The following is a 24873-nucleotide window of genomic DNA, read 5'->3' as shown; positions in this document are numbered from 1 at the left end:
TACTTATTCCCCTGACTTGGATTTTTCCAGGGTAAATGAAAACTCAGATCCAACATGATACGTGCTGTCTACATAAATTTTCTCGTCATGTGCTTCGATAATATGTTTTACTATGGACAATCCCAGCCCAGAGCCTCCCTCTGTTCTTGCTCCGCTTTTATCTACTCTATAAAAACGTTCAAAAAGTCTTGGGATATTTTTTTTCTCAATTCCTTCTCCGTTATCGGTGACACGAACGATGACTTTTTCTGCTGTCAAATCCTCAATACTTACTTCGGTAGAACCCTTTAATTTTCCGTATTTGATTGAGTTTACAATAAGGTTCATCACCACTTGTTGTATTTTTTCCTGATCTCCAATGACCATAACGGGTTTGTTGTATTTCATGTCAAACATCAACAAAATATCTTTTTTAGATGCTTTCATTTCGAGCAAATCAAATACATTCTGAACGAGTTTAACGATGTCAAACTCGACAATTTCCAGATGCAAATCCCCTATTTCGAGTTTGGTAATCATGTCCAGATCCTGCACAATGTAGATCAGTCTTTCGACTCCTTTTTCGGCGCGTTCCAGGTATTTTTTTCGGATTGTTTTGTCATTCATGGCTCCGTCAAGTAAGGTTGACAGATAGCCCTGAACCATAAAAAGAGGTGTTTTTAGTTCGTGAGAGACATTACCTAGAAATTCTCTCCGGTATTCCTCCCGAACTTTTAAGGTTTCAATTTCCAGCTTTTTGTCAGTAGCAAACTTCTTGACTTCCCTTGTAAGAGTCGCCATGTCAGTGGTTATGGGCTGGTTTCTGAAGGTGCTAGATTCTAATAAAGAAACGTCATCGTATATTTTTTTTACCTTTTTATAAATAAAACGCTCCACCCGATATTGAATCACTATAAATGAAAAAGTAGCAATTGAAATGGCAAAAATCAGGCTAAACTGGTAGGAAAAAGTAAAAAAAAGGTAAATCAGCAAACTAACCAATGCAGTAGAAAAAAGGGTAATATACAGGGCCGACTTTACGGCAAAACGATATGTTTTTTTAAAATTTATTGTCATTTATACTTCAAACTTATATCCCACTCCTTTTATTGTTTTGAACAACTCTTCGCCAATTTTTTCACGTAATTTTCTGATGTGAACATCTATGGTTCTACCACCAACAACTACTTCATTGCCCCACACTTTATCCAGAATTTCATCTCTTTTGAAAACTTTTCCCGGTTTTGAAGCCAATAAATAAAACAATTCAAATTCTTTTCTGGGTAAGGCAATTTCGACATTATCTTTTACAATTTTGTATTCCTCCCGATTGATTTCGATTCCACCAACATTAAGAGTTTCGCTATTTTGTTCTTTTTCTTTTAATCGGCGCAGTAAGGCTTTTACTTTACTGACTAATAATTTAGGCTTTATTGGTTTAGTGATGTAATCATCAGCTCCGGCATCAAAGCCCGCAACTTGAGAGTAATCTTCGCTTCTGGCGGTTAAAAAAGTTATGATTACATTACTGAGTTCCGGTATTTTTCTGATGTTCTCGCAAGCTTCCATGCCATCCATTTCCGGCATCATTACATCCATTATAATTAGGTCCGGCAATTCTTTTTTAGCGATTGCTATAGCCTCTTTCCCGTTTGTGGCAGTACTGATTTGATATCCCTCTTGAGAGAGATTATACCCTACAATTTCTAAGATATCCGGTTCATCGTCTACTAGTAGAATTTTAGTATTTTTTTTCTTCATAAAGCACCAAAAATTATTTTGAATTGTAAATGTAATCATAAATGAGCTATTGAAAAGCTGTTAACGGTAATTTAATATTGAAGCCTCTTTATGATGTAAAATAAAACATAATCATAACAAACCAATAACTTACATTTTACATTTCGGCTGTTACTTTGCAAAAAATTTAAACCAGATGAAATTCAAATTATTATTTTTAACGTTATTTATAACCGCTGTTTCTTTTTCACAGAACAAAGGAACTATAGCAGGTATCTTGACAGATAAGGATTCTAACAACCAATCATTACCATTTGCTAACGTTCTCATTAAAGGAACTAATATAGGAACAAATACTGATATTGATGGTAAATATGCCATAACAATACTTCCCGGAAAATATACTTTACAGTTTAGTTTTGTAGGATATGAATCTGTAGAAGTTCCTGTAACAGTAGTTGCTAATCAAACTGTAACATTAAACAAAACTTTAGGTTCCGGAAGCTACAAACTAGAAGATGTAGTGGTGCGATCTACTGTAAATAGAGAAAAGGAAACCGCTCTTTTATTAGATCAAAAACAAGCGGTCGTGATAAAACAAAGTATCGGTTCACAAGAAATGGCTCGTAAAGGGGTAAGCGATGTTGAGGAAGGATTAACGAAAATTACCGGAATTACAAAAGTAGACGGAAGAGGTTTATTTATTAGAGGTTTAGAAGACCGTTATAATAACTTGTTGATAAACGATCTACAATCCCCTTCTAATAGTCCTTTCAAAAAAATTATTCCTTTGGATTTATTTCCTACTGACGTTGTAGGAATTTTAAATGTATACAAAACATTCAATCCTAATATTTCAGGAGATTTTGCTGGAGCGACTGTCAATATTGAAACACCTCAGCCGAAAAATATCACAAAATTGAATATTGGTTTTGGTTATACCACAAACAACAATCTTGAAGCATTTTTGCTGTCCAATGATGCAAATTCTACTAAAGGGTCTTTAGGAATGCTTGGGAATGACAGAGCACTTCCTAGTGCTTTTGGTTCTGTTCCTAACGGTGCAGAACTTTCTCCTTCAGAATATGAAAATGGTTTTGGTAAAAAATCATGGGACGTTAACAATACTAAAAGCCCCTTGAATTCAAGCATTGGATTTTTACATGCTCAAAAATTCAATCTTAAAAACGAAAGTAATATAAGTTACATTATGTCTTTCAATTTTGATAATAAATACTCTTACAGAGAAGGTGTAGACAGAACCTTCAACCTTGGACAGAGTAATTACGATAATAATTTATACAACAAGCAATATAGTTATCAGACTACTTTTTCTGGATTAGCTGGAATGAAATACAAAACAAACCGATTCAACTTAAACTTCAATACTTTTTTAATTAAAGCGACTGACAGTAAAATTCAAGATCAAATAGGATATGTTAATAGCGCTGCCAATATTACTGATAATCTAATACGAATGAACCAATATGAGGAATCTAAGTATTGGAATACACAATTATTTGGAGACTATAAGTTAACTGAAGATGGCAAACATTCCCTTAAAGCTGGAGGTTCTTATGTAAAGACTTCATTCCAACAGCCCGACCGAAAATTCATTACAGGACGAATAAATGACAATCAAATTGACATGATATACGGTGGTAATAATTTAAACCGTCAATATCTAGACGTAAAAGGAAACTTTTATTATTCGTCTCTCTTAGAATATAATTTAAAATTTGGAAACGAAGAAGAATCCAATAAATTATCAATAGGATATAATAGCTCCCTAAATGACATGCAGTCTACTTATCGCTTCTTTTCAGGGAAAAGCAGAACTAATACACAACCTTACACTGCAAATGTCAACACTGTTAGTGAGAATATTAATCAAGACATAAACAATGGAATTGTATATGTTAAAGAGGAATCCAATGGTGATTATAAAGTCAAATTAAATCAGTTCGTTAATGCGGGATACTTCAATTTGTTCATGAATATTGGAGAAAAATGGGATTTAAATGCTGGAATTAGAGCAGAAAGCTCTACTCGTGAAATAAAATATAGAGAGCAAGGCGATCCTTTTGGAAGCGCTTATCGCAAAAAAACTGATGATAAACTTGATATCTTACCGTCAGTAAATGCAAAACGTATTTTGAATGAAAACAGCAACCTTAGACTTTCATTAGCAAAAACAATCACTAGACCTGTAGCTGTGGAATTGTTACCAATAAATTACATTAATGCTGACGGAACCTCTGAAAGTGGAAATAAAGATTTGAAGGATAGCGAAAACTACAACGTAGATTTTAAATACGAATTATTTCCTAATAATAAAGAAATGTTTGCAATAGGAGTATTTGGAAAAATGATTAATAATCCAATTGAAAGAGTATTCAAACCTACTGCGAATAGTGGTGGTCAGATTACTACTTTTAAAAACTCGCAGCAAGCCGTTATTTATGGTGCCGAAATAGAAATGCTAATCCAATTGAGCAGAATAAACGAATCGCTTTCTAATTTCTCTCTAGGTTTCAACACATCATTAATGAGTACTGATGTTAAAATTGATCTTAAAAAACAAGGAAATGAATTAGAAAACAGTACCAACCGTAAATTACAAGGTGCTTCAAGCTGGTTAATTAATTCTGATTTAAAGTATGATTTCATTCTTAACAAAGATTGGAAAAACTCTATGACCTTAGTGTATAACGTTTATGGAGATAGAATCTTTGCTGTAGGTTCTTCAGGAATTGATCATATCTACGAGAAATCTTTTAGTAAATTAGATTTTGTCTGGACAAATTCTATTTCTAAAAGTATTGAACTTAAATTTGGAATAGACAATATACTAAATCCAAGCTATAAAAAAGAGTTAGGAAGGAAAAGCACTTTGAACATTACTGAAGACTCTCTAGTTTTAAGAGAATTCAAAAAGGGTGTTGGGTTCTCCTTTACTATAGGGTATACGTTTTAAAAACCAAAAAAAGAGCTGTAACGGCTCTTTTTTTGGTTTTTATATAACGTAAACTTTACATCAAATTGATTGTTATATAATACTTTAGTAACAATTACATAACTAAATTACAAAAACTCTAGAGTAATTTTGATTAAAATAATAAACAAAAAAACTTATAATTTTAAATTATTAAAAATGAAAAAATTAGTATTTAGTCTTGCATTACTTACCTTGGTTTTTACAAGTTGCACATCAAGTGATAATGAAACAGTAACAACTACACCAACTGCAACAGGCGATATCACAGGTGACGTTACAACATCAAAAACCTACACTAAAGGTACTTACAAATTGATTGGAGCCGTAAGAATTAAAAGTGGTGCAACACTAACTTTTGAAGCGGGCTCAGTAATTACTGCTGACGTTACGGATGGTTCTGATGTTCTATTAGTAGAAAATGGAGGGAAATTAAATATTTCAGGTACAGCTGCAGAGCCTGTTGTCTTTACTGAAAAATCAAAAACTGCAGGTTCTTGGGGTGGTATTATCATGTTTGGTGATGCTCCAATTGTATCAGGAAAAACAAGTGATGGAACTCCGATTACAACAGCAACTTCTGAGGATGGTACAAATATTGTTTACGGAGGTACAAATGCATCACATAATGGTGGTTCATTAAAATATGTACGAGTAGAATACGCTGGTAAAAAGATTCTTGATGGAAATTCTGAGATGAATGGATTTTCATTTTATTCAGTAGGTTCCGGAACAGTTTTAGAAAATCTTGTAGCTTATAAAGGAGCCGATGACGGTTTTGAGTTTTATGGAGGAACTGTAAGCGCTAAAAATCTTATTTCATACGGTAATACAGATGATTCTTTTGACTGGCAAGATGGATGGCAAGGTCAAGCAAATACTAACTGGTATGCTTATCAAACTGGAGCTGGAAATTACGGAATGGAAATCGAATCGAAAAGTGTAAATAATTCATTTGGTCCTAAAGTATCAAACATCACTTTAAGAAGAGCCGCTGGAACTGTAACAGAGTCTGGCAACCCAACAGAAATTGATGCATTCCAATTTAAAAAAGAAGGAAACGGAGAATATTCTAATGTCGTAATTTCAGGATATACAAATACTGTAACTTCTGGATCTACAACAACAAATGCCGTTGCTGTTAGAATTCAAGACGCGAATACAAACACAAATCAAGTTCTTTCAGGTAAAATAAAAATGTTGAATGTTAAAATTTCTGATAATACTCCATTATCTGGAGCTGGTGCAAGTACATTTACTGTAGCTTTCCCATCTGCAAACTACACAACAAGCACTTCAGCAACTGGAGCGGCATTAACTCCTGGAACATGGGCAATTGTTGATGGAGTTAATTTGTTAGGGAATTTGTAATTAACAATCCAATCGATTTATATCAAACATCCTGAAAATTCAGGATGTTTTTTTTGGTATGCTTTTTGAAATATATTTTGTATATTTACTATTCAAATTAATCTAATGGCAAAAAACTACTTTTATACTATTACTTTATTGGTTTTTTTATTTTCCCTTGGCATTAGTGCTCAGGAAACTAAGCAACAACCAAAGACACAAGAAAACGTCTCAATTGAAGGATTAAGCTTGTACCCGAACCCTGTGAGTAATGGTAGAGTGTACATTTCTACAAAAAACGATTTTGATAAAGAAATTATCATCTTTGATGTTTTAGGAAAAAAAGTACTTCAAACCATATTGAGCTCAAAAGAACTAAATGTCTCTAATCTAACCTCTGGTGTTTACATCATCAAGATCAATGAAAAAGAAGCATCAGCGACCAGAAAATTAATCATCCGATAATTTCAAAAATACATCAGAAAAGCTCCAATCCTGTTGGGGCTTTTTTGTATAATGCTTAAACCAAATCAACTCCCAGATTCAAGTTTATACCATTCCGTTATTGGTTTGCCTTAAAATTTTTGATTACTTTTGCAAAAAAAATATTGATCACATCTTCCGATATATTTGCCATTTCCAGTCAAAAACAGTTTGAGAAAATTGCTTTGAAAGTGTTTCGTTTCCAATACGAAAACAACTTGGTCTATCAGGAATTTTGCGATTTTTTAAAAACAGATCCTCACAAAGTAAAATCGCTACAACAAATTCCATTTTTACCGATTCAGTTTTTTAAGAGTCATGAAGTGGTTTCGAATACCAATCCCATTCAGGAAACTTTTACCAGCAGCGGAACCACAAGCCCCGTAGCCCATAAAGGGGGAAATTTGGATAAAAAAGTAATTCCCATAACTAGCAAACATTTAGTTACGGACGTCACTCTGTATGAAGAAAGTTACCGCAAAGGGTTTTCCGAATTTTATGGCAATATTGAAGATTATGTTGTTTTGGCCTTGCTTCCTTCCTATCTGGAACGGGAAGGATCTTCCTTAATTTACATGGTCAAGGATTTAATTGAACTTTCCAATCATCCTGAGAGTGGTTTTTACCTGCACAATCACGACGAACTGATTGCCAAGCTTATCGCTTTAGATCTAGCGGGTCAAAATGTAATCCTGATTGGGGTTACTTTTGCTTTATTGGACTTAATTGAAACCTTCAACGAAAAAAGTTCTTTTTTAGATAAAAAAAAGAAGGTTCGTGATGACCTTGGGCAAACAACTGAACTTTCAGAAAAAAAACATTCGTTTCAACTGCAGCACACCATTATCATGGAAACAGGCGGCATGAAAGGAAAACGTAAAGAAATGATTCGAGAAGAATTACACGAACAATTGTGTAAAGGATTTGGCGTTTCAGCCATACATTCTGAATATGGAATGACCGAGTTGCTTTCGCAAGCGTATTCCTTAGGAAACGGCGTATTTGAATGCCCATCTTGGATGCAAATCCTAGTTCGCGATACTGAAGATGCGTTGACTTACATTCCAGACGGAAAAACAGGCGGAATCAACGTGATTGATTTGGCTAACATCAATTCCTGTTCCTTTATTGCTACACAGGATTTGGGCAAAAAAAATCCCAACAACTCTTTTGAAGTATTGGGACGTTTTGATAATTCTGATATTCGAGGTTGTAATTTGATGGTCTTGTAAAAAGGTTAATCGTTAATTTATTTCATCGGTTAACCAAATTAACGAGCAAAATTATTCATAAATATCTTTTCTGTGACCTAAGTCGATAACATCAATTAGCAAAATATCATCGAAAATTTCATAAATAATTCTGTAATCTCCAACGCGAATTCTATATCCTTTTCTTCCTTTCAATTTTCTATACCCTTGCGGCCGTGGATTTTCAGCTAAATCATAGATTTGCTTTTTGATTGCTGAATAGTGAGGCTCATTAATTTTGATTAAAGCTTTCAAAACTTTATTTCTAAATTCGATAGTATAAGCCATTACTTCGCTAATTTGCGCTTTTCTTCAATAATTTTAAAAGCTTCGTCTATAGAAATTCGATAACCGTCATCCTCTTTTTTGGCTTCATCATAAAGACGTACATCTTCTAAATCTTCCAATTTTTCAATCAATTTATTATATTTCTTGATAGGCAATACAACTGCGGTTCTATTTCCTTTTTCGTCAGTTAAAAATTGAGTTTCCATAGCTTTTCGTTATTTCAAGTAAAGTTATACAATTATTTAACCCGAAGCACAAAATAATTTTTCTTACCGCTTTGCAATAATACAAATTGATTGTTGATTAAATCTTTGTTCGAAAGCGAGAATTCTTCGGTTACTTTTTCTTTATTTACTGAAATAGAATTAGCTGTCAAAGCGCGTCTTGCTTCGCCATTCGATTTTAGAAATCCTGTTTTTTCGTTTAGAACATCAACAATATTGATTCCTGATTCAATCTCGGCTCTGCTGATTTCTGCTTGAGGAACACCATCAAAAACATCTAAGAAAGTAGCTTCGTTCAATTGCTTCAAATCATCTGAAGTAGAATTTCCGAACAAAATATTCGATGCTTTTATGGCATTTTCTAAGTCTTCTTTGGAATGCACAAAAACGGTAAGCTCTTCGGCCAATCTTCTTTGCAAGACTCTTAAATGCGGTGCCGTTTTATGCTCTACTATTAATGTGTCTATTGTTGCTGCATCTAAAAAAGTAAAAATCTTAATGTATTTTTCCGCATCCACATCGGTGGTATTCAACCAAAACTGATAAAATTTATAAACCGATGTTTTATCAGCCGTCAACCAAACATTTCCTCCTTCGGATTTTCCAAACTTGGTTCCGTCCGCTTTTGTGATTAACGGACAAGTCATCGCGTATGCTTTGGCCTCTTCACCTACATTCATCCGACGCACTAATTCAGTTCCAGTTGTAATATTTCCCCATTGATCAGAACCTCCCATTTGCAACAAACAATTGTATTCTTTGTGCAAATGGTAAAAATCATATCCTTGAATTAATTGGTACGTAAACTCCGTAAAAGACATTCCTTCGCCTTCACCGGACAATCTTTTCTTTACAGAATCTTTGGCCATCATGTAATTCACCGTAATTCGTTTGCCCACGTCACGAGCAAAATTAATGAATGACAAATTCTTCATCCAATCGTAATTATTTACCAGAACTGGCGCATTTATTTCGCTTGAATTAAAATCTAAAAAACGGGATAAAACACTTTTTATCCCCTCCACATTATAATTCAAAGTCGCTTCATCCAAGAGATTTCTCTCATCCGATTTCCCAGATGGATCCCCTATCATTCCTGTTGCTCCACCCACTAATGCAATCGGTTTATGTCCGAAATTTTTCAAGTGAACCAAAAGAATTATAGGTACTAAGCTTCCAATATGTAAGGAATCCGATGTTGGATCAAATCCTATATATGTAGTTGTCATTTCTTTTAGAAGTTGCTCTTCGGTTCCAGGCATGATGTCGTGAACTAAGCCGCGCCATTGTAATTCGGAAATAATATTTTTCATTGTATAAAAATCAATTTCCACAAAGATAAAATTTATTGTGGATTCGGTTATTTGTTTAATAGGTTATTCGAAAAAAATTATTCGTATTTTCGTAGCATGATTTTAGTCACAGGAGGAACGGGTTTAGTAGGCACGCATTTATTGCTTCATTTAATTGAAAATGGAGAAAAAGTACGTGCTATTTATCGAAGTGCCGCCTCGATGGAGAAAACGAAATCCCTATTTGCCATCTACAAAAAGGAATCGTTATTCGAGCAAATCGAATGGATTCCCGCAGATATTACCGAAATCCCTTCGTTAGAAATCGCCTTCCAGAATATTGATTCCGTCTACCATTGTGCCGCTTTGATTTCCTTTGATCCAAAAGATGAAGATGCTTTGCGAAAAACAAACATTGAAGGCACCGCAAATATTGTGAATTTTTGTATCGCTTATAAAATAAAAAAACTGTGTTTTGTAAGTTCCATTGCCACTTTGGGTGATTTGCTGCCTCATGAAAAATTCATCACCGAAGAAACCGAATGGAATCCGGAAAAGTACCATACTGATTATGCTATTTCTAAATATGGTGCCGAAATGGAAATCTGGCGCGGACAACAAGAAGGTTTAGATGTGATAATTGTAAATCCAGGCATCATTCTCGGGCCTGTCCCGAAGTTTCGGGATTGGGAGCAAGGAAGCGGACAACTTTTTACGAAAGTAAAAAAGGGACTGCAATTTTACACGCTAGGTTCAACCGGATTTGTTGCCGTTACTGATGTGGTCCGAATTGCACATCAATTGATGCAAAGCGAAATCAAGAATGAACGCTTTACCTTGATTGCAGAAAACAGTGTTTACCGGGACATCCTGAATACTATGGCGGATGCATTGGGCGTGAAACGACCTGAAACTCATGCAAAACCCTTTTTCATGGAAATTCTCTGGAGATTGGATTGGTGCGTTTCTACTATTTTTCAACAAAAGAGAAAATTATCGCACGCTACCGCAAAAGCTTCCTACTCGAAAAACAGGTATTCCAATGAAAAGATTAAAAACAGATTAAAAACAGATTTTACAAATATCACCGACTACATAAAAGACATTTCAGCGCTTTAAAAGGGCGCTTCATTCTGTTTTAATCGCGAAGTATCCTTAACAATTACAGGCGTTTTTTTCTTTTTCAAAAGAAGGGATTTCTTTTTCTTTTTATCTATGGTAAGTAAAGAATCAACTTGTTTTTTGTTATCCTCCAATCGTTGGGTCATTTGCTCAAACATCACTTTGTAACCCTCATAATCGGACGCATAATAAATATTACTTTTGGCAAACTGCAGGCTGTCAATTTTATATTTTTTATAAATATATTGTGTAGGATTTATTTTGAACGTGTCCAGGGAGGCTGGATTTTGGTATTTTATCGCTTCTAAAACAGACAAATCATACATCACATTTATCATAACGTCTTTATGAATAAGCCGTTCCGGTTTTTTGACTACTTCCTCTTTACAACCTAATAAGAGAGTCCCGATCGCTAAAAATGCTATAATTTTTTTCATTTATCAAAAATTTATCTTTCAAACAACAACCGTTTGCCCACACGAATGTCTTTTACCTTAAATGCGTTATATACTAATTGTCCATTTACAAAAGTATGGGTAATTCTGGACTTAAAAGTAAAACCTTCAAATGGTGACCACCCACATTTAGCCATAATATTTTCTTTCTTAACACTCCACGGCAAACCTGAATTTACGATCACTAAATCCGCATAATAGCCTTCTTTAATGAAACCACGTTTTTCTATTTTGAAAATCTTTGCCGGATTATGACACATTTTTTCCACAATTTTCTCCACGCTAATTTTACCTTGATGAAAGGCTTCAAACATAGCCACAACAGCGTGTTGAACCAGAGGCCCACCGGAAGGCGCATTCAAATACGATTGTTTTTTTTCTTTTAATGTGTGTGGCGCATGATCTGTGGCAATCACATCGATTCTATCATCCAGCAAGGCTTCCCAAAGCACTTTCCGGTCATTCGCAGTTTTTACCGCGGGATTCCACTTGATCAGATTGCCTTTGGTTGCATAATCATCATTGGTAAACCACAAATGATGGATACAAACCTCAGCTGTGATTTTCTTGTCTTCCAATGGAATTTTATTGGTAAACAAATCCATTTCTTTAGCAGTTGAAAGGTGAAAAACATGCAAACGCGCTCCTGTTTTCTTTGCCAGCGCAACCGCTTTGGAAGACGAAATATAACACGCTTCCTCACTGCGGATCAGGTGATGTGCGGTAATGGGAACATCTTCTCCATACTCTGCTTTGTATTTTGCTAAATTATTTTGGATAGTCGTTTCATCCTCGCAATGTACCGCGATAAGCAGTGGTGTACTGGAAAATATTTTTTCTAATGTGGCTTCATTATCCACCAGCATATTTCCCGTTGAGGATCCTAAAAATATTTTGATTCCGGCAACATTCTTTGGATTTGTTTTTAGAACCTCTTCTAAATTATCATTGGTTGCACCCATCATAAACGAATAATTCGCATACGATTTTTGGGCAGCCAACTCGTATTTTTGTTCTAATATTTCTTGGGTAACCGCATTCGGAACCGTGTTCGGCTGTTCAATAAAGGACGTAATTCCCCCTGCAATTGCGGCCTTAGATTCGGATTCGATGTCGCCTTTGTGCGTGAGTCCTGGCTCTCTAAAATGCACCTGATCATCAATGGCTCCGGGAATTAAATAATTTCCCTCGGCATCAATGATTTTACATTCAGAGGATTTAGCGCTGATGCTTTCTGCAATTTCAACAATAAGGTCATTCTCAATTAACAAATCACCTTCAAAAATGACTCCTTCATTTACTATTTTGGCATTCTTTATTAAAACCCTGTTCATCGTATTTTTTTCTTATAATGTATTGAAAAGTCTTTTTAATCTAAGCGAAATAACTCCAAAAACGGCTTCAATAATTATTGAATTACTCATTTTGGATTGCCCCTTGGTTCTATCAGTGAAAATAATTGGAACCTCTACGATTTGAAAATTCTTACAATATGTTCTATATTTCATTTCAATTTGAAAGGCATACCCAACGAATTTAATGGAATTTAAATGGAATTCTTCTAAAACTTTTCTTTTGTAACAGACAAACCCAGCGGTAGCATCATGAATTTTCATTCCGGTAATCATGCGCACATAAACAGAGGCAAAATATGACATTAGCACCCGGCTTAAAGGCCAGTTCACCACATTGACACCGGTTACATATCTAGATCCAATTGCTAAATCAGCATCCCCAAAATGACAGGCACTGTACAATTTTTCTAAATCATTGGGATTATGAGAAAAATCGGCATCCATTTCAAAAATATATTCATATCGGCGCTCCAATGCCCATCTGAATCCATGTACATAAGCCGTTCCCAAACCTGATTTCTTATTTCTTTTTTCTAAAAACAATCTGCCTGCAAATTCTCTCTGAAGCAAAACAACCTTATCAGCAGTGTGATCTGGTGAATTATCATCAATAATAAGCACATGAAAGGGTTTGTGTTGAGAAAGCACCGATCGGATAATGCTTTCTATATTTTCAATTTCGTTATAGGTAGGAATTATAACAATACAATCATTCATATTTAGGCTAATTTCACCGCAAAAGTAAACTTTTTATGCCACTTGATCCTTAATAAAATTATAATAAAAAGAATGGCATAAAAATTAGTAATTTTGCACTGTTATGATAGAAACCATACTTCATCCAAGAATAACAGAGAACAAAGACTGGGCGACCGTACTTTTTGTGCTGTCATTTGCTATTATTGCTATTACTAGATCCATTTTCGAAAATCGTTTTGGTGATTTTGCGAACCTTATTTTCTCCAATAAATACACCAAAGTATACCGTGACAGCAGTCATCTCAAAAGCGGATTCACTGTTGCTTTATTTTTGGTTCAAATCATCTCCCTTGCGTTCTTCATCCAAATTGCATTGAGCTATTTTGGCCCTGTTTCAAAAACGGACTGGTTGCTTTATATTCAAATATTTACGTTCTTGATCTTCTTCGTTTTAGCAAAGTATTTAATCGAAAAAATAATTGCAACCTCATTCAATATTGAAGAATTTATGGAGCAGTTCAACCTTCAAAAGGTAACTTACAGGACCTATATTGGATTAATCATACTGCCATTCAATATTATTTTGTTTTATAACGACACAATCTCAATAAATATTCCATTATTAATTATAGGCATTATATTGACAATCAATGTTATAACTTATTTTATTTCAATAAAAAATTATCAAAATTTAATAATCGGTAAGTTGTTTTATTTTATTTTATATCTTTGCGCTCTCGAAATAGCTCCCTATTATTTCATGTATTATTGGTTCACAAAAGGGAGTGCTTAGAAAACGTTAAAATATGAAAGTGAAAACAATTTTGGTATCACAACCAGAGCCTAAAGTGGAAAATTCCCCATACTTTGAACTTCAACAAAAGCATAAAGTAAAAATTGATTTCAGGCCTTTTATTCATGTAGAAGGAGTTAATGCAAAAGAGATCCGCCTTCAAAAAATTGATCTTAATCATTACACCGCAATTATTTTAACCAGTAGAAATGCAGTAGACCACTTTTTCAGAGTGGCCGAAGAAATGCGATTTAAAGTACCCGAGGGATTAAAATATTTCTGCCAATCAGAAGCAGTCGCTTTTTACCTGCAAAAATATGTGGTATATCGAAAACGGAAAATTTACGTTGGACCAAAAGACTTTGCCGATTTATCCCCACTGATTAAAAAATACAAAGACGAAAAATTCTTATTACCTGCTTCAGATCAACTCAATGCGGATGCTCCAATAACGCTGGACGCCTTAAAAGTAGACTGGACTCCCGCTATTTTTTACAAAACAGTGATGAGCGATTTGTCTGATTTAGCCGATGTATATTATGATGTTTTGGCCTTCTTTAGTCCAACCGGAATAAAATCATTGTTCATGAATTTTCCAGAATTTGAGCAAAACAATACTCGAATTGCTGTTTTTGGCAGTACCACCCAAAAAGAAGCTTTGGATCATGGCTTAAGAATCGATATTCTTGCACCAACCCCGGAAACTCCCTCGATGACAATGGCTTTAGAGAAATATGTTATGGAAGCCAACAAAGGAAAATAAAAAATTACTTTTCGAAATAAAATCAAAAAAGCCATTCGCAATCCGAATGGCTTTTTTGATAATACAAAATCTAAAATTCCGTTGTGGTTCTTTATCGTGTATTACTGATACATATAAATTAGTACTACTGTCAGTTCGAGCACAATCGAAAATCATTTTAGCATCCAGACTGCGCTCAATATCACATAAAACTCAACAAATACTAAATTTAATCGTTTTTTTTTTAAATTTGATTTTCAATTCAAACTAAATTTAATAGTTTAGTTTAAAACAACAACCTATGAAAATCAATTCACTAGTAGTAGAAATTGACGGTATCGATAAAGAAATCTTGCGCGACTTGATGGAAGATGCCCGAAAGCCAATTCTTCAAATCGCCAATAAAATTGGAATTTCCGGAGCTGCGATTCATCAACGTTTGCGAAAACTGGAACAATCCGGCGTTATTTCGGGATCAAAATTTACGGTAAACAATAAAATTTTGGGCTATAACACGATGGCTTTTGTTGGAATTTATCTGGACAAGGCGGCTAGAAATCCAGAGGCGGTACGTGATCTAAAAAAAATTCCTGAAGTACTAGAATGCCATTATACGACAGGAAACTGGTCTATTCTTATTAAAATAATTTGTCGGGATAACGAACATTTAATGCAATTACTCAATACCAAAATCCAAGCGATAGAAGGCGTTTCCAGAACAGAAACTTTTATTTCTCTGGACCAACAAATTGAAAGACAAATTCAATTGTAGCAACACTTTTATCTCTTTGTGACTCCATGAACCTTGTCATTTCTGCGTAGGATAAATCACATACTCCGAATAACTTGATGAGATTTCTTCTCCGTAAAGATGAAATAGAGGCAAAAAAATCCGTCTTGTTCTTACACAAGACGGATTTGTATTTTTTTAGCAAACATCTAATTCCTTCTTCCTCCCATATAAATCGAAACATAATACAAGAGTGTCGCGATGGATCCTAAAGCAGCCACAACATACGTTCTAGCAGCCCATTTAAGCGAATCTTTGGCTCCCGCTTGTTCTTGCTGTGTCAGCATTCTTTTGTTTTCTAACCAAGCCAACGCCCGATTACTCGCATCATATTCGACCGGCAAAGTAACTATAGAGAATAAAGTAGTTGCTGCAAAAATGATAATTCCCACCAGTAGTAATTGCGGAAAAGTCTTCATCATCAAGATTCCTCCTAGCAAGATCCACTGCATATACGTAGAGGCTACATTTACCACCGGCACTAATTTAGATCGCATTGTCAGCCACTGATACCCTACAGCGTGTTGCACCGCATGTCCACATTCGTGAGCCGCAACAGCTGCCGCAGCCGCATTTCTTTGGTTGTAAACGGCCTCGCTTAAATTCACAGTTTTGTCAGATGGATTATAATGATCCGTCAAACGTCCCGGTGTAGAGATTACTCGTACATCACGAATCCCGTTATCGGCAAGCATTTTCTCGGCGATTTCAGCACCGGACAATCCGTTTTGCAATTGCAATTTAGAATAATGTTCAAATTTGCTTTTTAGTCTTGAACTAACTAACCAGCTGAAAAGCATGATTGCTCCGGCAAGAATCAAATAACCCATTCCCATATTTTTGTTTTTTAATTTATTATTTAAAGTTACAAAAGAATTATCAAAATCTGAACCATTTTTTTATTGCGTCAATTTGGCATTCCTAAAAATGGAACGCAGATTACGCGGATGAAAAGGATATGCGCAGATTTATACGGATTAGTATGTTTGTTAAAAATTTACCCCACTAAATTAATAATTTTTCCCGGAACAATTATTACCTTGTTTGGCGTTCTTCCTTCTAATTGTTTGATGGTTCTTTCATCTTTCATTACAATTTTCTCGATTTGCTCCTTGGTTAAATCCAAAGGCAAAACCATCGTGAAACGCATTTTTCCATTGAAAGAAACCGGATATTCCTTTTCACTTTCTACTAAATATTTAGCTTCAAAAACAGGAAAAGCAACTGTTGCAATCGAACCTTTATTTCCTAGCAACGACCATAATTCTTCGGCGATGTGTGGTGCATACGGCGAAATCACAATCGCTAAAGGCTCCAAGATTGCACGAGAATGACAATTCTGCGTTGACAATTCATTCACACAAATCATAAATTGTGAAACCGAAGTATTAAATGAAAAACCTTCGATATCTTCTGCTACTTTCTTGATAGTTTTGTGCAATGATTTTAGATTCTCCCCCAACCCCTCCGAAGAAGGGGAGTCAGAAACGTAGAAAGAGTCGTCTGGTCCAGTATGATACAAACGCCATAATTTTTTCAAGAAACCAAAAACTCCTGATATTCCTGCTGTATTCCAAGGTTTTGCTTGTTCCAATGGTCCTAAGAACATTTCATACAAACGCAATGTATCAGCTCCATATTCGTTACAAATATCGTCTGGCGTTACTACATTGTATTTGGATTTCGACATTTTTTCGATTTCGCGACCTACAATGTATTTTCCGTTTTCATCTAAAATAAATTCCGCATCTGCATAATCTTCTCTCCAAGCTTTGAATCTTTCAATATCTAATTCATCAGAAGAATTAACCATTGAAACGTCAACATGAATTGGCTGCACGTTTTGTCCACCGATTTTATTTTTAGAAACATACGTATTTGTTCCGTCTAGTCTATAAACAAATGCACTCATTCCCAAAATCATTCCCTGATTGATCAGTTTTTTGAATGGCTCTTCGGTTGGAGCAAAACCTTTATCTTTCAAGAATTTGTTCCAAAAACGGGAATACAATAAATGTCCGGTGGCATGTTCGCTTCCGCCAATATATAAATCTACGCTTTCCCAATATGCCAATGCGTCTTTACTTGCAAATTCGCTTTCGTTCTTCGCATCCATATAACGCATCCAATACCATGAACTTCCCGCCCAACCTGGCATCGTGTTCAATTCTAATGGGAATATAGTTTCCTCCCCCAACCCCTCCGAAGGAGGGGAGAGAAGCTCATTCGAAACCACTTTATTATTTACACTGTCCCAAGCCCAAACCAAAGCGTTACCTAAAGGCGGTTGCCCGTCTTCGGTTGGTAAGTATTTCTCTACTTCCGGCAAGATGATTGGTAAATGTTTTGCGGCAATCATTTGCGGCAAGCCATTCACATAATATACCGGAAACGGCTCTCCCCAATAGCGCTGGCGCGAGAAAACAGCATCACGCAAACGGTAATTGATTTTTCCTTTTCCTTGGTTTAGTTTTTCTAATTCTTCAATTACTTTTTTAGTCGCTTCTTTGTACGTTAATCCGTTTAGGAAATCAGAATTGGCGATAATCACATTGTCTTTCGAAACGTATGCAGCTTCAGAAATATCTACATTGGCAAAAATATTTTTGATTTCTTGCATGCCTTGTTGCCCTTTGAAGAAATTCGTAAAAGCATAATCTCTTTCATCGCCACAAGGAACCGCCATAACCGCGCCTGTCCCGTAACCTGCCAAAACATAATCCCCAATCCAAACCGGAATTGGTTCTTTCGTAAAAGGATGCTCTACGTAAGCACCAGTAAATACTCCAGAAATGGTTTTAACATCGGCCATACGTTCTCTTTCAGAACGTTTTGACGTTTTTTCGATATATGCATTGACTGCCGCTTTTTGTTCCTCAGTTGTTATTTCTTGAACCAAAGGATGCTCTGGAGCCAAAGTCATGAATGTAACTCCAAAGATGGTGTCGGGCCGAGTGGTGAAAATCCCCACCCCAACCCTCCCCGAAGGGGAGGGAGCCGAAGCTGAATTCGTAATATCTTCTCGTTTTCTATTATTTAATTCAGTTTGAATTTTAGACAAAACTGCTTCAATATCTTTTTTTACCTCATCATTTGAAAATCGAATAACTTTGAATCTGTGTTTTTGTTCTAATTCAAAAGTCCTTTCTTCATCAAGTTCTATTTGTTCAGGAGTATTATGATATTCTCCATCAACTTCAACAACCAATCTACTTTCCAAACAAACAAAATCAGCAATGTAATTACCAATTAAATGTTGTCTTCTAAACTTACTGTCTAATTTTTTATTCCGAACAGCATCCCACAATAACGCTTCAGCAAATGTTGGTTCTTTTCGCATTTCCTTGGCATTAACCAATAAATGTTTAGCATTCTGAGAATCCCCTGTCATGTACACAGGCTCGGCTCCCCCTCTTTTGGAGGCGGCTGGGGGGAGGAGATTAAAGGTTACCATCGCCCCAACACTTTTCCCAATCCAGTTTCTCTGACTTTCCTTAATGCTTTCGCTCCAGTCAATATCGTTTAAGCCTTGCAGTAAACGTTCTGCATAAGCCGAAATTCGCATGCTCCATTGTGTCATTTTCTTGCGCACCACTGTAAAACCGCCACGCTCTGAAACACCATTTACGATTTCGTCATTTGCTAAAACCGTTCCCAATCCCGGACACCAGTTTACTTCAGTCTCGGCCAAATAGGTCAATCTGTATTGCAATAAAATTCGCTCCTGTTGCTCTTTTGCGAAAGCGTTCCATTCATTTGCTAAAAAAACTTCACTATTTTCATCGCAAACCGCATTGACATTTGCATTTCCTTCTTTTTGGAAAATCGAAACCAAAGTCGAAATATCTTCGGCTTTGTCGCTGTTTTTATTGTACCATGAATTGAATAATTGAATGAAAATCCATTGTGTGTGTTTGTAATAATCGGGATTTGAAGTACGCACTTCTCGACTCCAGTCGAAAGAGAATCCAATTTTGTCCAATTGCTTTCTGTATCCTGCAATTTTATTTCCTTCTTTATCCGTTCCGCCGTCAATATTTACCGAAGTAGTATCCTCAGGACGCTGACCAGTCTGTATGGCATATTGCTCAGCAGGCAAACCAAAACTGTCATAACCCATAGGGTGCAACACATTAAAACCTTGGTGTCTTTTGTATCTAGAATACACATCTGAGGCAATATACCCCAAAGGATGTCCTACATGTAATCCCGCTCCTGATGGATACGGAAACATATCAAGTACGTAATATTTAGGTTTTGTTGCGTTATTTTCAGCTTTAAATGTTTCGTTTTCTAACCAATATTGCTGCCATTTGGTCTCTATTTCGTTCGGATTGTATTTCATTCCTCTTTTTTATTGTTTTTTAATGGAGTCATGCTGTCGCGCACTCAAGTCATTCCTCTTTTTTATTGTTTTTAGTCATTCCTCTTTTTTATTGTTTTTTAATGGAGTCATGCTGTCGCGCACTCAAGTCATTCCTCTTTTTTATTGTTTTTTAATGGAGTCATGCTGTCGCGCACTCAAGTCATTCCTCTTTTTTATTGTTTTTTAATGGAGTCATGCTGTCGCGCACTCAAGTCCTTTTTATAAGGTTCTGAACAAATGAGCAACTGAGGTTCTACCTTTTATTACGATGACTATTTTTAGGTCGCAAATTTACGTTTATTGTACGAAAGTTGAAACTTTGAGCGTTATTAACTTTAAATAAAGAAATTCTTTGTTATTTTTACCCAATAATTTCAGTAAACTATGAGTTCTTCCTTTGATAATTTCCAAAAACGTCGTTTAATTTCCTCTTATTTCTCAGTAGTGCTAAGTGTATTCTTGGTTTTATTTCTGTTGGGAATATTGGGTCTTTTCATTATAAATTCTAAAAAATTAGCGAACGATTTCAAAGAAAATATTGCCATGACCGTTTTTTTCAAAAACGAAGCCAATGACACGATATTAAAAGCTTTTGGAACTGAATTAAAAGCAAGTCACTTTGTAAAATCATACGATTATGTAACCAAAGAAGCTGCAGCAAAACAACATACCGATATTATTGGGGAGGATTTCCTGGTATTTCTGGGAGAAAACCCGTTGCAAAACTCGTATGACATTCACCTGAAAGGAGATTATGTAGTAAAGGACAGCATCACAAAAATTGAAGCTAGCTTACGCAAAAACGCTATGATTTCCGATATTGTGTATGACAAACAATTAGTAAATCTGGTGAACGATAACATCAAAAAAGTAAGCATGTGGATTTTGATAATCAGCGGTTTTTTATCTTTTATTGCCGTATTACTGATCAATAGTTCGTTGCGTTTGTCCATACATTCTAACAGATTCATCATTAAGACCATGCAAATGGTAGGTGCTACCAAATCATTTATCAGAAAACCTTTTGTAATGCGAAGTATAAAACTGGGCATGATTGGAGCTTTTTTAGCCATAATAGCCTTGACTGGTGTACTGATTTATATAGAAACCAGTTTTCCAAATCTTGGCATATTAGAAGACAAAGCATTAATTGGACTTGTTTTATTGAGTGTTCTAGGAATTGGTATTTTAATTACCTGGTTAAGCACGCATTTTGCAACACAACGGTTCTTGAATTTAAGAACAGACGACCTTTATTAATTAAACAATGAGGATAAGATTGCTTTGCTTCGTGCCGCGCAACTCCTCGCAATGATTTTATGGAAAACAACAACCACAAACCAGAATTTCTTTTTGACAAAATAAATTATAAAATTCTCTTAATCGGGATTGGTGTAATTGCCTTGGGATTTATTCTAATGGCCGGCGGAGGAAGTGATGATCCAAATGTATTTAGCGAAGACATCTTCAATTTTAGAAGAATTCGACTTGCGCCAACAACTGTTTTAATTGGTTTTGGCATTACTGTATATGCCATTCTTAAAAACCCAAAAAAATAACAAACATTGACGCATTATAAGTTACAATACTGATTAACAGACTACTAAAAACAGAACACTGATCACGCTATAATGAATACATTACAAGCTTTTTTAATTGCCATAATCGAAGGATTAACAGAATATTTGCCCGTTTCATCCACAGCACACATGGTTTTCCTAAGTTCCTATTTTGGAATTCAAGAAGATGATTTTGTGAAGCTTTTTCAGGTTTCTATTCAGTTTGGAGCTATTTTAGCTGTCGTGGTATTGTACTGGAAAAAATTCTTCGATTTCTCCAAATTCAATTTTTACATTAAACTCATTTGTGCCGTAATTCCTGCTTTGGTTTTAGGAAAATTATTTGACGATAAAATTGAAGCTATTTTGGGTGATCCTATCCCTATAGCGGTGGTGTTAATTATAGGAGGTGTAATTCTGCTTTTTATTGACAGTCGTTTTCAAAGCCCCACTGTCATTCAAGAAGAAGATATTACTGTAAAAAAAGCTGTAATTATTGGTTTCTGGCAATGTTTAGCCATGATGCCGGGGACAAGTCGTTCCGCTGCCTCGATAATTGGGGGAATGCAACAAGGATTAACGCGGCATGCTGCGGCAGAATTCTCTTTCTTTTTGGCCGTGCCAACAATGATGGCGGTAACATGCTATTCTGTGTTCTTGAAAACCTACGAAACTTCACAAATGAAAGGCTACGAATTGATTTTAAAGTCTAACGAAAACATCCAATTATTCCTGATTGGTAATGTCGTGGCTTTTATCGTTGCCATTATAGCAATTAAATTTTTTATTGAAATTATCAAAAAATATGGTTTCAAACCATGGGGCTGGTACCGAATAATTGTAGGTATCTTTTTATTGATCTACTTTTCATACTTTAAATAATTTCCTTTGAAGACAGCCGAAGATTACCAAAACGGACAAATTTTACTGATTGACAAACCTTTGAACTGGACTTCTTTTCAGGCGGTGAATAAATTGAAATGGGCATTAATCACTAAACTGAATCTGCCAAAAAAATTCAAGATAGGTCACGCTGGAACGTTAGACCCTTTGGCAACCGGATTACTGTTAGTTTGTACCGGAAAATTCACCAAAAGAATCACTGAACTTCAGGGTCAAGCCAAAGAATATACCGGAACTTTTTACATTGGAGCGACTACGCCTTCGTATGATTTAGAAACGGAGATCGATCAAACTTTCTCGACAGATCATATTGATGATGCTTTAATCCATGATACCATAAAACAGTTTCTAGGCGAAATAGATCAAAAACCCCCTATTTATTCGGCTATAAAAAAAGATGGCGTGCGCTTGTATGAACATGCCAGAGCAGGAGAAACTGTTGAAATTGCCACCAGAAAAACAACGATTCACGAATTTGAAATCACCAGAATTGCACTTCCTGAAATAGACTTTAGAGTAGTTTGCAGCAAAGGAACTTACATTCGTTCCTTGGCATTTGATTTTGGAAAAGCCATGGGTTCTGGTTCGCACTTAACGGCTTTACGCCGAACCAAAATTGGCGATTATGATGTAAAGAATGGTGTAGCTGTTACTGTTTTTGAAAATAATTTAGACTCCAATAATTAGTGTTTTGAGACTTTCAACCCTAACAACATTCTTAGTTGCTTTTTTAAAACGAGAATAATTTCCAAATTAATTCATCTCTAATTATATCTTTTTTAAATTACTTCGTTCAGCCATCTTTTATGAGAACTTGTTGTGCAGCCTACAACCTGATACAGCTGGGCATGCCCAAAAAAAATCCCTCTTAAAACTTCAAAAGGGATTGGTTTATTTTATGTTTTGGAGAAAATTATTCCATTTCTTCCGCGTCTTTGTCTTCTTTCTCCACCGCGTCTTTATAATCCGGATATAAAAACTTATTGTACGGAAAACGGGTAATGTGAATGTGACGTACGGCTTCATAAACACGTTCTCTGAATTCCTCAAAATTTTCCTTGTTAGTAGCCGAAATAAATAACGCATTTTGCTCGCCTACTCTGCTCATCCAAGTCGATTTCCATTCTTCCAGCGTATAATGTCTTGGCGTTTTTTCGGTCATTAAATCATCTTCGTCAATAGTCAAATGCTGGTAAGCATCAATTTTATTGAAAACCATAATTACCGGTTTGTCATTTGCCTTAATATCCAATAAAGTTTGGTTTACGGATGCAATATGATCTTCAAATTCAGGATGCGAAATATCAACTACGTGCAATAACAAATCCGCTTCGCGAACCTCATCCAGCGTACTTTTGAAAGAATCAACCAGTTGTGTTGGCAATTTCCTGATAAATCCTACCGTATCCGAAAGCAAGAAAGGAAGGTTTTTAATAACTACTTTTCGGACGGTGGTGTCCAGCGTAGCAAAAAGTTTATTCTCTACAAAAACATCACTTTTACCAACGGCATTCATCAAGGTTGATTTCCCCACATTAGTATATCCCACCAAAGCCACACGAACCATAGCGCCACGATTGCCGCGCTGCACACCCATTTGCTTGTCGATGGTTTTTATTTTTTCTTTCAATAACGCGATTCGGTCACGAACAATACGTCTGTCGGTTTCAATCTCGGTTTCTCCAGGTCCACGCATTCCAATTCCCCCTTTTTGGCGTTCAAGGTGCGTCCACATTCCGGAAAGCCTTGGTAATAAATATTGACATTGCGCTAATTCTACTTGCGTTCTGGCGTACGAAGTTTCAGCACGTTGCGCAAAAATATCCAAGATAAGGTGCGTTCTGTCCAGAATTTTACATTCCGTTATGATTTTAGATATATTTTTTTGTTGTGAAGGTGATAATTCATCATCAAATACCAAAGTCGAGATATCATTTTCTTTTACAAAAAGATGAATCTCTTCAATTTTTCCGGTACCAACAAAAGTCTTGGGATTAGGACGTTCCATTTTTTGCGAAAAACGTTTCACCACTTGCCCTCCTGCGGTAAAAGTCAAAAACTCTAATTCGTCAAGATATTCGCGCAGCTTCTCTTCACTTTGGTTTTGAGTTACAATACCAACTATAGCCGTCTTTTCGAAATTTATTACTTCTTTTTCTAACATATTTTTGAATAAGTTACAAATTTAATGATTTGTCAGGGACTTATTGAGTTCTGGGTTTATAAAAAATTAGAAGCCGTAAATAATGATAGTTTTTTTGTCGATCCGAAAATTATACTGCTGAAATGTTTTTCTGCGAATAAAATAAATTCAGCCGTGTATTTCTCCAGATGAAACTGCTATTTAACTCCAGAACGAGAAAAATTTTGCCACAAATCACCATTTGATTTCAAAAAAATCAGTGAAAATTCGGATAATTCGTGGCTAAAAAAATTTGTCGAATTTGAAGTTATTTTAAAAACCCTTGTTTTTGTCTTACGCACATTA

The 24873-nt window shown here is 35.6% G+C and carries 23 protein-coding genes; 12 read left to right on the top strand and 11 right to left on the bottom strand.

Going from position 1 to position 24873, the window contains the following annotated elements; genetic code table 11:
• Window positions 1-3 precede the first annotated feature (3 nt).
• Both EKM03_RS01785 and EKM03_RS01780 read right to left on the bottom strand, forming a co-directional pair.
• Window positions 4-1056, bottom strand: coding sequence for a cell wall metabolism sensor histidine kinase WalK (locus tag EKM03_RS01785; RefSeq protein WP_126457593.1), 1053 nt, complete (start codon window positions 1054-1056; stop codon window positions 4-6).
• Window positions 1057-1740, bottom strand: coding sequence for a response regulator transcription factor (locus tag EKM03_RS01780; protein WP_126739779.1), 684 nt, complete (start codon window positions 1738-1740; stop codon window positions 1057-1059).
• Between the two features lie 175 nt (window positions 1741-1915).
• Between EKM03_RS01780 and EKM03_RS01775 the strand changes: the two genes are divergently transcribed.
• From EKM03_RS01775 to EKM03_RS01760, 4 genes are all read left to right on the top strand, one after another.
• Window positions 1916-4696 carry a TonB-dependent receptor gene (locus EKM03_RS01775; protein WP_126739778.1) on the top strand — a complete coding sequence of 927 codons (2781 nt, stop codon included), beginning with the start codon at window positions 1916-1918 and terminating at the stop codon, window positions 4694-4696.
• Between the two features lie 177 nt (window positions 4697-4873).
• Entirely contained in the window at window positions 4874-6085 is a 1212-nt protein-coding gene (locus EKM03_RS01770; protein ID WP_126739777.1) for a hypothetical protein, read from the top strand.
• A gap of 105 nt (window positions 6086-6190) precedes the next feature.
• Window positions 6191-6529: a T9SS type A sorting domain-containing protein gene (locus EKM03_RS01765; RefSeq protein ID WP_126561447.1), complete on the top strand. Its 339-nt coding sequence runs from the start codon at window positions 6191-6193 to the stop codon at window positions 6527-6529.
• Between the two features lie 143 nt (window positions 6530-6672).
• Complete coding sequence (locus tag EKM03_RS01760) at window positions 6673-7779, top strand: acyl transferase (RefSeq protein ID WP_199741547.1); 1107 nt, start codon at window positions 6673-6675, stop codon at window positions 7777-7779.
• 51 nt (window positions 7780-7830) lie between these two features.
• On the opposite strand, the gene EKM03_RS01755 is transcribed toward EKM03_RS01760, so the two are convergent.
• Genes EKM03_RS01755 through tyrS form a run of 3 tightly spaced genes read right to left on the bottom strand, consistent with a single transcriptional unit; the run spans window position 7831 to window position 9622 of the window.
• A complete protein-coding gene (locus EKM03_RS01755; RefSeq protein WP_126563595.1) occupies window positions 7831-8085 on the bottom strand; it encodes a type II toxin-antitoxin system RelE/ParE family toxin in 255 nt (84 codons plus the stop codon).
• The gene (locus tag EKM03_RS01750) at window positions 8085-8291 is read right to left on the bottom strand and encodes a hypothetical protein (RefSeq protein ID WP_126457598.1); all 207 of its coding nucleotides are present in this window, start codon (window positions 8289-8291) and stop codon (window positions 8085-8087) included. The genes EKM03_RS01755 and EKM03_RS01750 overlap by 1 nt, the downstream gene beginning before the upstream one ends.
• 32 nt (window positions 8292-8323) lie before the next feature.
• Entirely contained in the window at window positions 8324-9622 is a 1299-nt protein-coding gene (gene tyrS, locus EKM03_RS01745) for a tyrosine--tRNA ligase (RefSeq protein WP_126739776.1), read from the bottom strand.
• A 96-nt stretch (window positions 9623-9718) separates the two neighbouring features.
• Between tyrS and EKM03_RS01740 the strand changes: the two genes are divergently transcribed.
• Window positions 9719-10720 carry an NAD-dependent epimerase/dehydratase family protein gene (locus EKM03_RS01740; RefSeq protein WP_126739775.1) on the top strand — a complete coding sequence of 334 codons (1002 nt, stop codon included), beginning with the start codon at window positions 9719-9721 and terminating at the stop codon, window positions 10718-10720.
• Here EKM03_RS01740 and EKM03_RS01735 read toward each other — a convergent pair.
• From EKM03_RS01735 to EKM03_RS01725, 3 genes are read right to left on the bottom strand one after another with little or no spacing between them, the layout of a single operon-like run.
• The gene (locus EKM03_RS01735) at window positions 10717-11160 is read right to left on the bottom strand and encodes a DUF4296 domain-containing protein (RefSeq protein ID WP_126739774.1); all 444 of its coding nucleotides are present in this window, start codon (window positions 11158-11160) and stop codon (window positions 10717-10719) included. The genes EKM03_RS01740 and EKM03_RS01735 overlap by 4 nt on opposite strands.
• Before the next feature lie 11 nt (window positions 11161-11171).
• Complete coding sequence (locus EKM03_RS01730; RefSeq protein ID WP_126457602.1) at window positions 11172-12512, bottom strand: dihydroorotase; 1341 nt, start codon at window positions 12510-12512, stop codon at window positions 11172-11174.
• Window positions 12513-12524: 12 nt separating this feature from the next.
• A complete protein-coding gene (locus EKM03_RS01725) occupies window positions 12525-13250 on the bottom strand; it encodes a polyprenol monophosphomannose synthase (RefSeq protein ID WP_126457603.1) in 726 nt (241 codons plus the stop codon).
• A 103-nt stretch (window positions 13251-13353) separates the two neighbouring features.
• On the opposite strand from EKM03_RS01725, the gene EKM03_RS01720 reads away from it, so the two are divergent.
• The 3 genes from EKM03_RS01720 to EKM03_RS01710 all read left to right on the top strand — a co-directional run bounded on the left by EKM03_RS01720 (window position 13354) and on the right by EKM03_RS01710 (window position 15539).
• Complete coding sequence (locus EKM03_RS01720; RefSeq protein WP_126457604.1) at window positions 13354-14025, top strand: DUF4271 domain-containing protein; 672 nt, start codon at window positions 13354-13356, stop codon at window positions 14023-14025.
• 13 nt (window positions 14026-14038) lie between these two features.
• Entirely contained in the window at window positions 14039-14788 is a 750-nt protein-coding gene (locus tag EKM03_RS01715; protein WP_126457605.1) for a uroporphyrinogen-III synthase, read from the top strand.
• A 280-nt stretch (window positions 14789-15068) separates the two neighbouring features.
• Window positions 15069-15539 (top strand): Lrp/AsnC ligand binding domain-containing protein, encoded by a 471-nt coding sequence (locus tag EKM03_RS01710; RefSeq protein WP_126457606.1) that lies wholly within the window; start codon window positions 15069-15071, stop codon window positions 15537-15539.
• Window positions 15540-15706: 167 nt separating this feature from the next.
• Here EKM03_RS01710 and EKM03_RS01705 read toward each other — a convergent pair whose 3' ends face one another.
• Window positions 15707-16393, bottom strand: coding sequence for a zinc metallopeptidase (locus tag EKM03_RS01705; RefSeq protein ID WP_199736773.1), 687 nt, complete (start codon window positions 16391-16393; stop codon window positions 15707-15709).
• 161 nt (window positions 16394-16554) lie between these two features.
• Window positions 16555-19902: a class I tRNA ligase family protein gene (locus EKM03_RS01700; RefSeq protein ID WP_126739773.1), complete on the bottom strand. Its 3348-nt coding sequence runs from the start codon at window positions 19900-19902 to the stop codon at window positions 16555-16557.
• Between the two features lie 405 nt (window positions 19903-20307).
• On the opposite strand from EKM03_RS01700, the gene EKM03_RS01695 reads away from it, so the two are divergent.
• The 4 genes from EKM03_RS01695 (at window position 20308) to truB (ending at window position 23072) form a co-directional block, all read left to right on the top strand.
• Window positions 20308-21183 (top strand): ABC transporter permease, encoded by an 876-nt coding sequence (locus tag EKM03_RS01695; RefSeq protein WP_126457611.1) that lies wholly within the window; start codon window positions 20308-20310, stop codon window positions 21181-21183.
• Window positions 21184-21242: 59 nt separating this feature from the next.
• Entirely contained in the window at window positions 21243-21482 is a 240-nt protein-coding gene (locus EKM03_RS01690) for a DUF3098 domain-containing protein (protein ID WP_126457612.1), read from the top strand.
• Between the two features lie 72 nt (window positions 21483-21554).
• Window positions 21555-22364 (top strand): undecaprenyl-diphosphate phosphatase, encoded by an 810-nt coding sequence (locus tag EKM03_RS01685; RefSeq protein WP_126457613.1) that lies wholly within the window; start codon window positions 21555-21557, stop codon window positions 22362-22364.
• A 6-nt stretch (window positions 22365-22370) separates the two neighbouring features.
• Window positions 22371-23072: a tRNA pseudouridine(55) synthase TruB gene (gene truB, locus EKM03_RS01680; RefSeq protein ID WP_126457614.1), complete on the top strand. Its 702-nt coding sequence runs from the start codon at window positions 22371-22373 to the stop codon at window positions 23070-23072.
• 226 nt (window positions 23073-23298) lie between these two features.
• Here truB and hflX read toward each other — a convergent pair whose 3' ends face one another.
• A complete protein-coding gene (gene hflX, locus EKM03_RS01675) occupies window positions 23299-24549 on the bottom strand; it encodes a GTPase HflX (RefSeq protein WP_126456307.1) in 1251 nt (416 codons plus the stop codon).
• Window positions 24550-24873 lie beyond the last annotated feature (324 nt).

It is taken from the genome of Flavobacterium sp. GSP6 (genome assembly GCF_003984855.1).
In the GTDB taxonomy this organism is placed as follows: Bacteria; Bacteroidota; Bacteroidia; order Flavobacteriales; family Flavobacteriaceae; genus Flavobacterium.
Note: the sequence above shows the minus strand (reverse complement) of the source record. Positions and strands in the feature narration are given on the sequence as shown.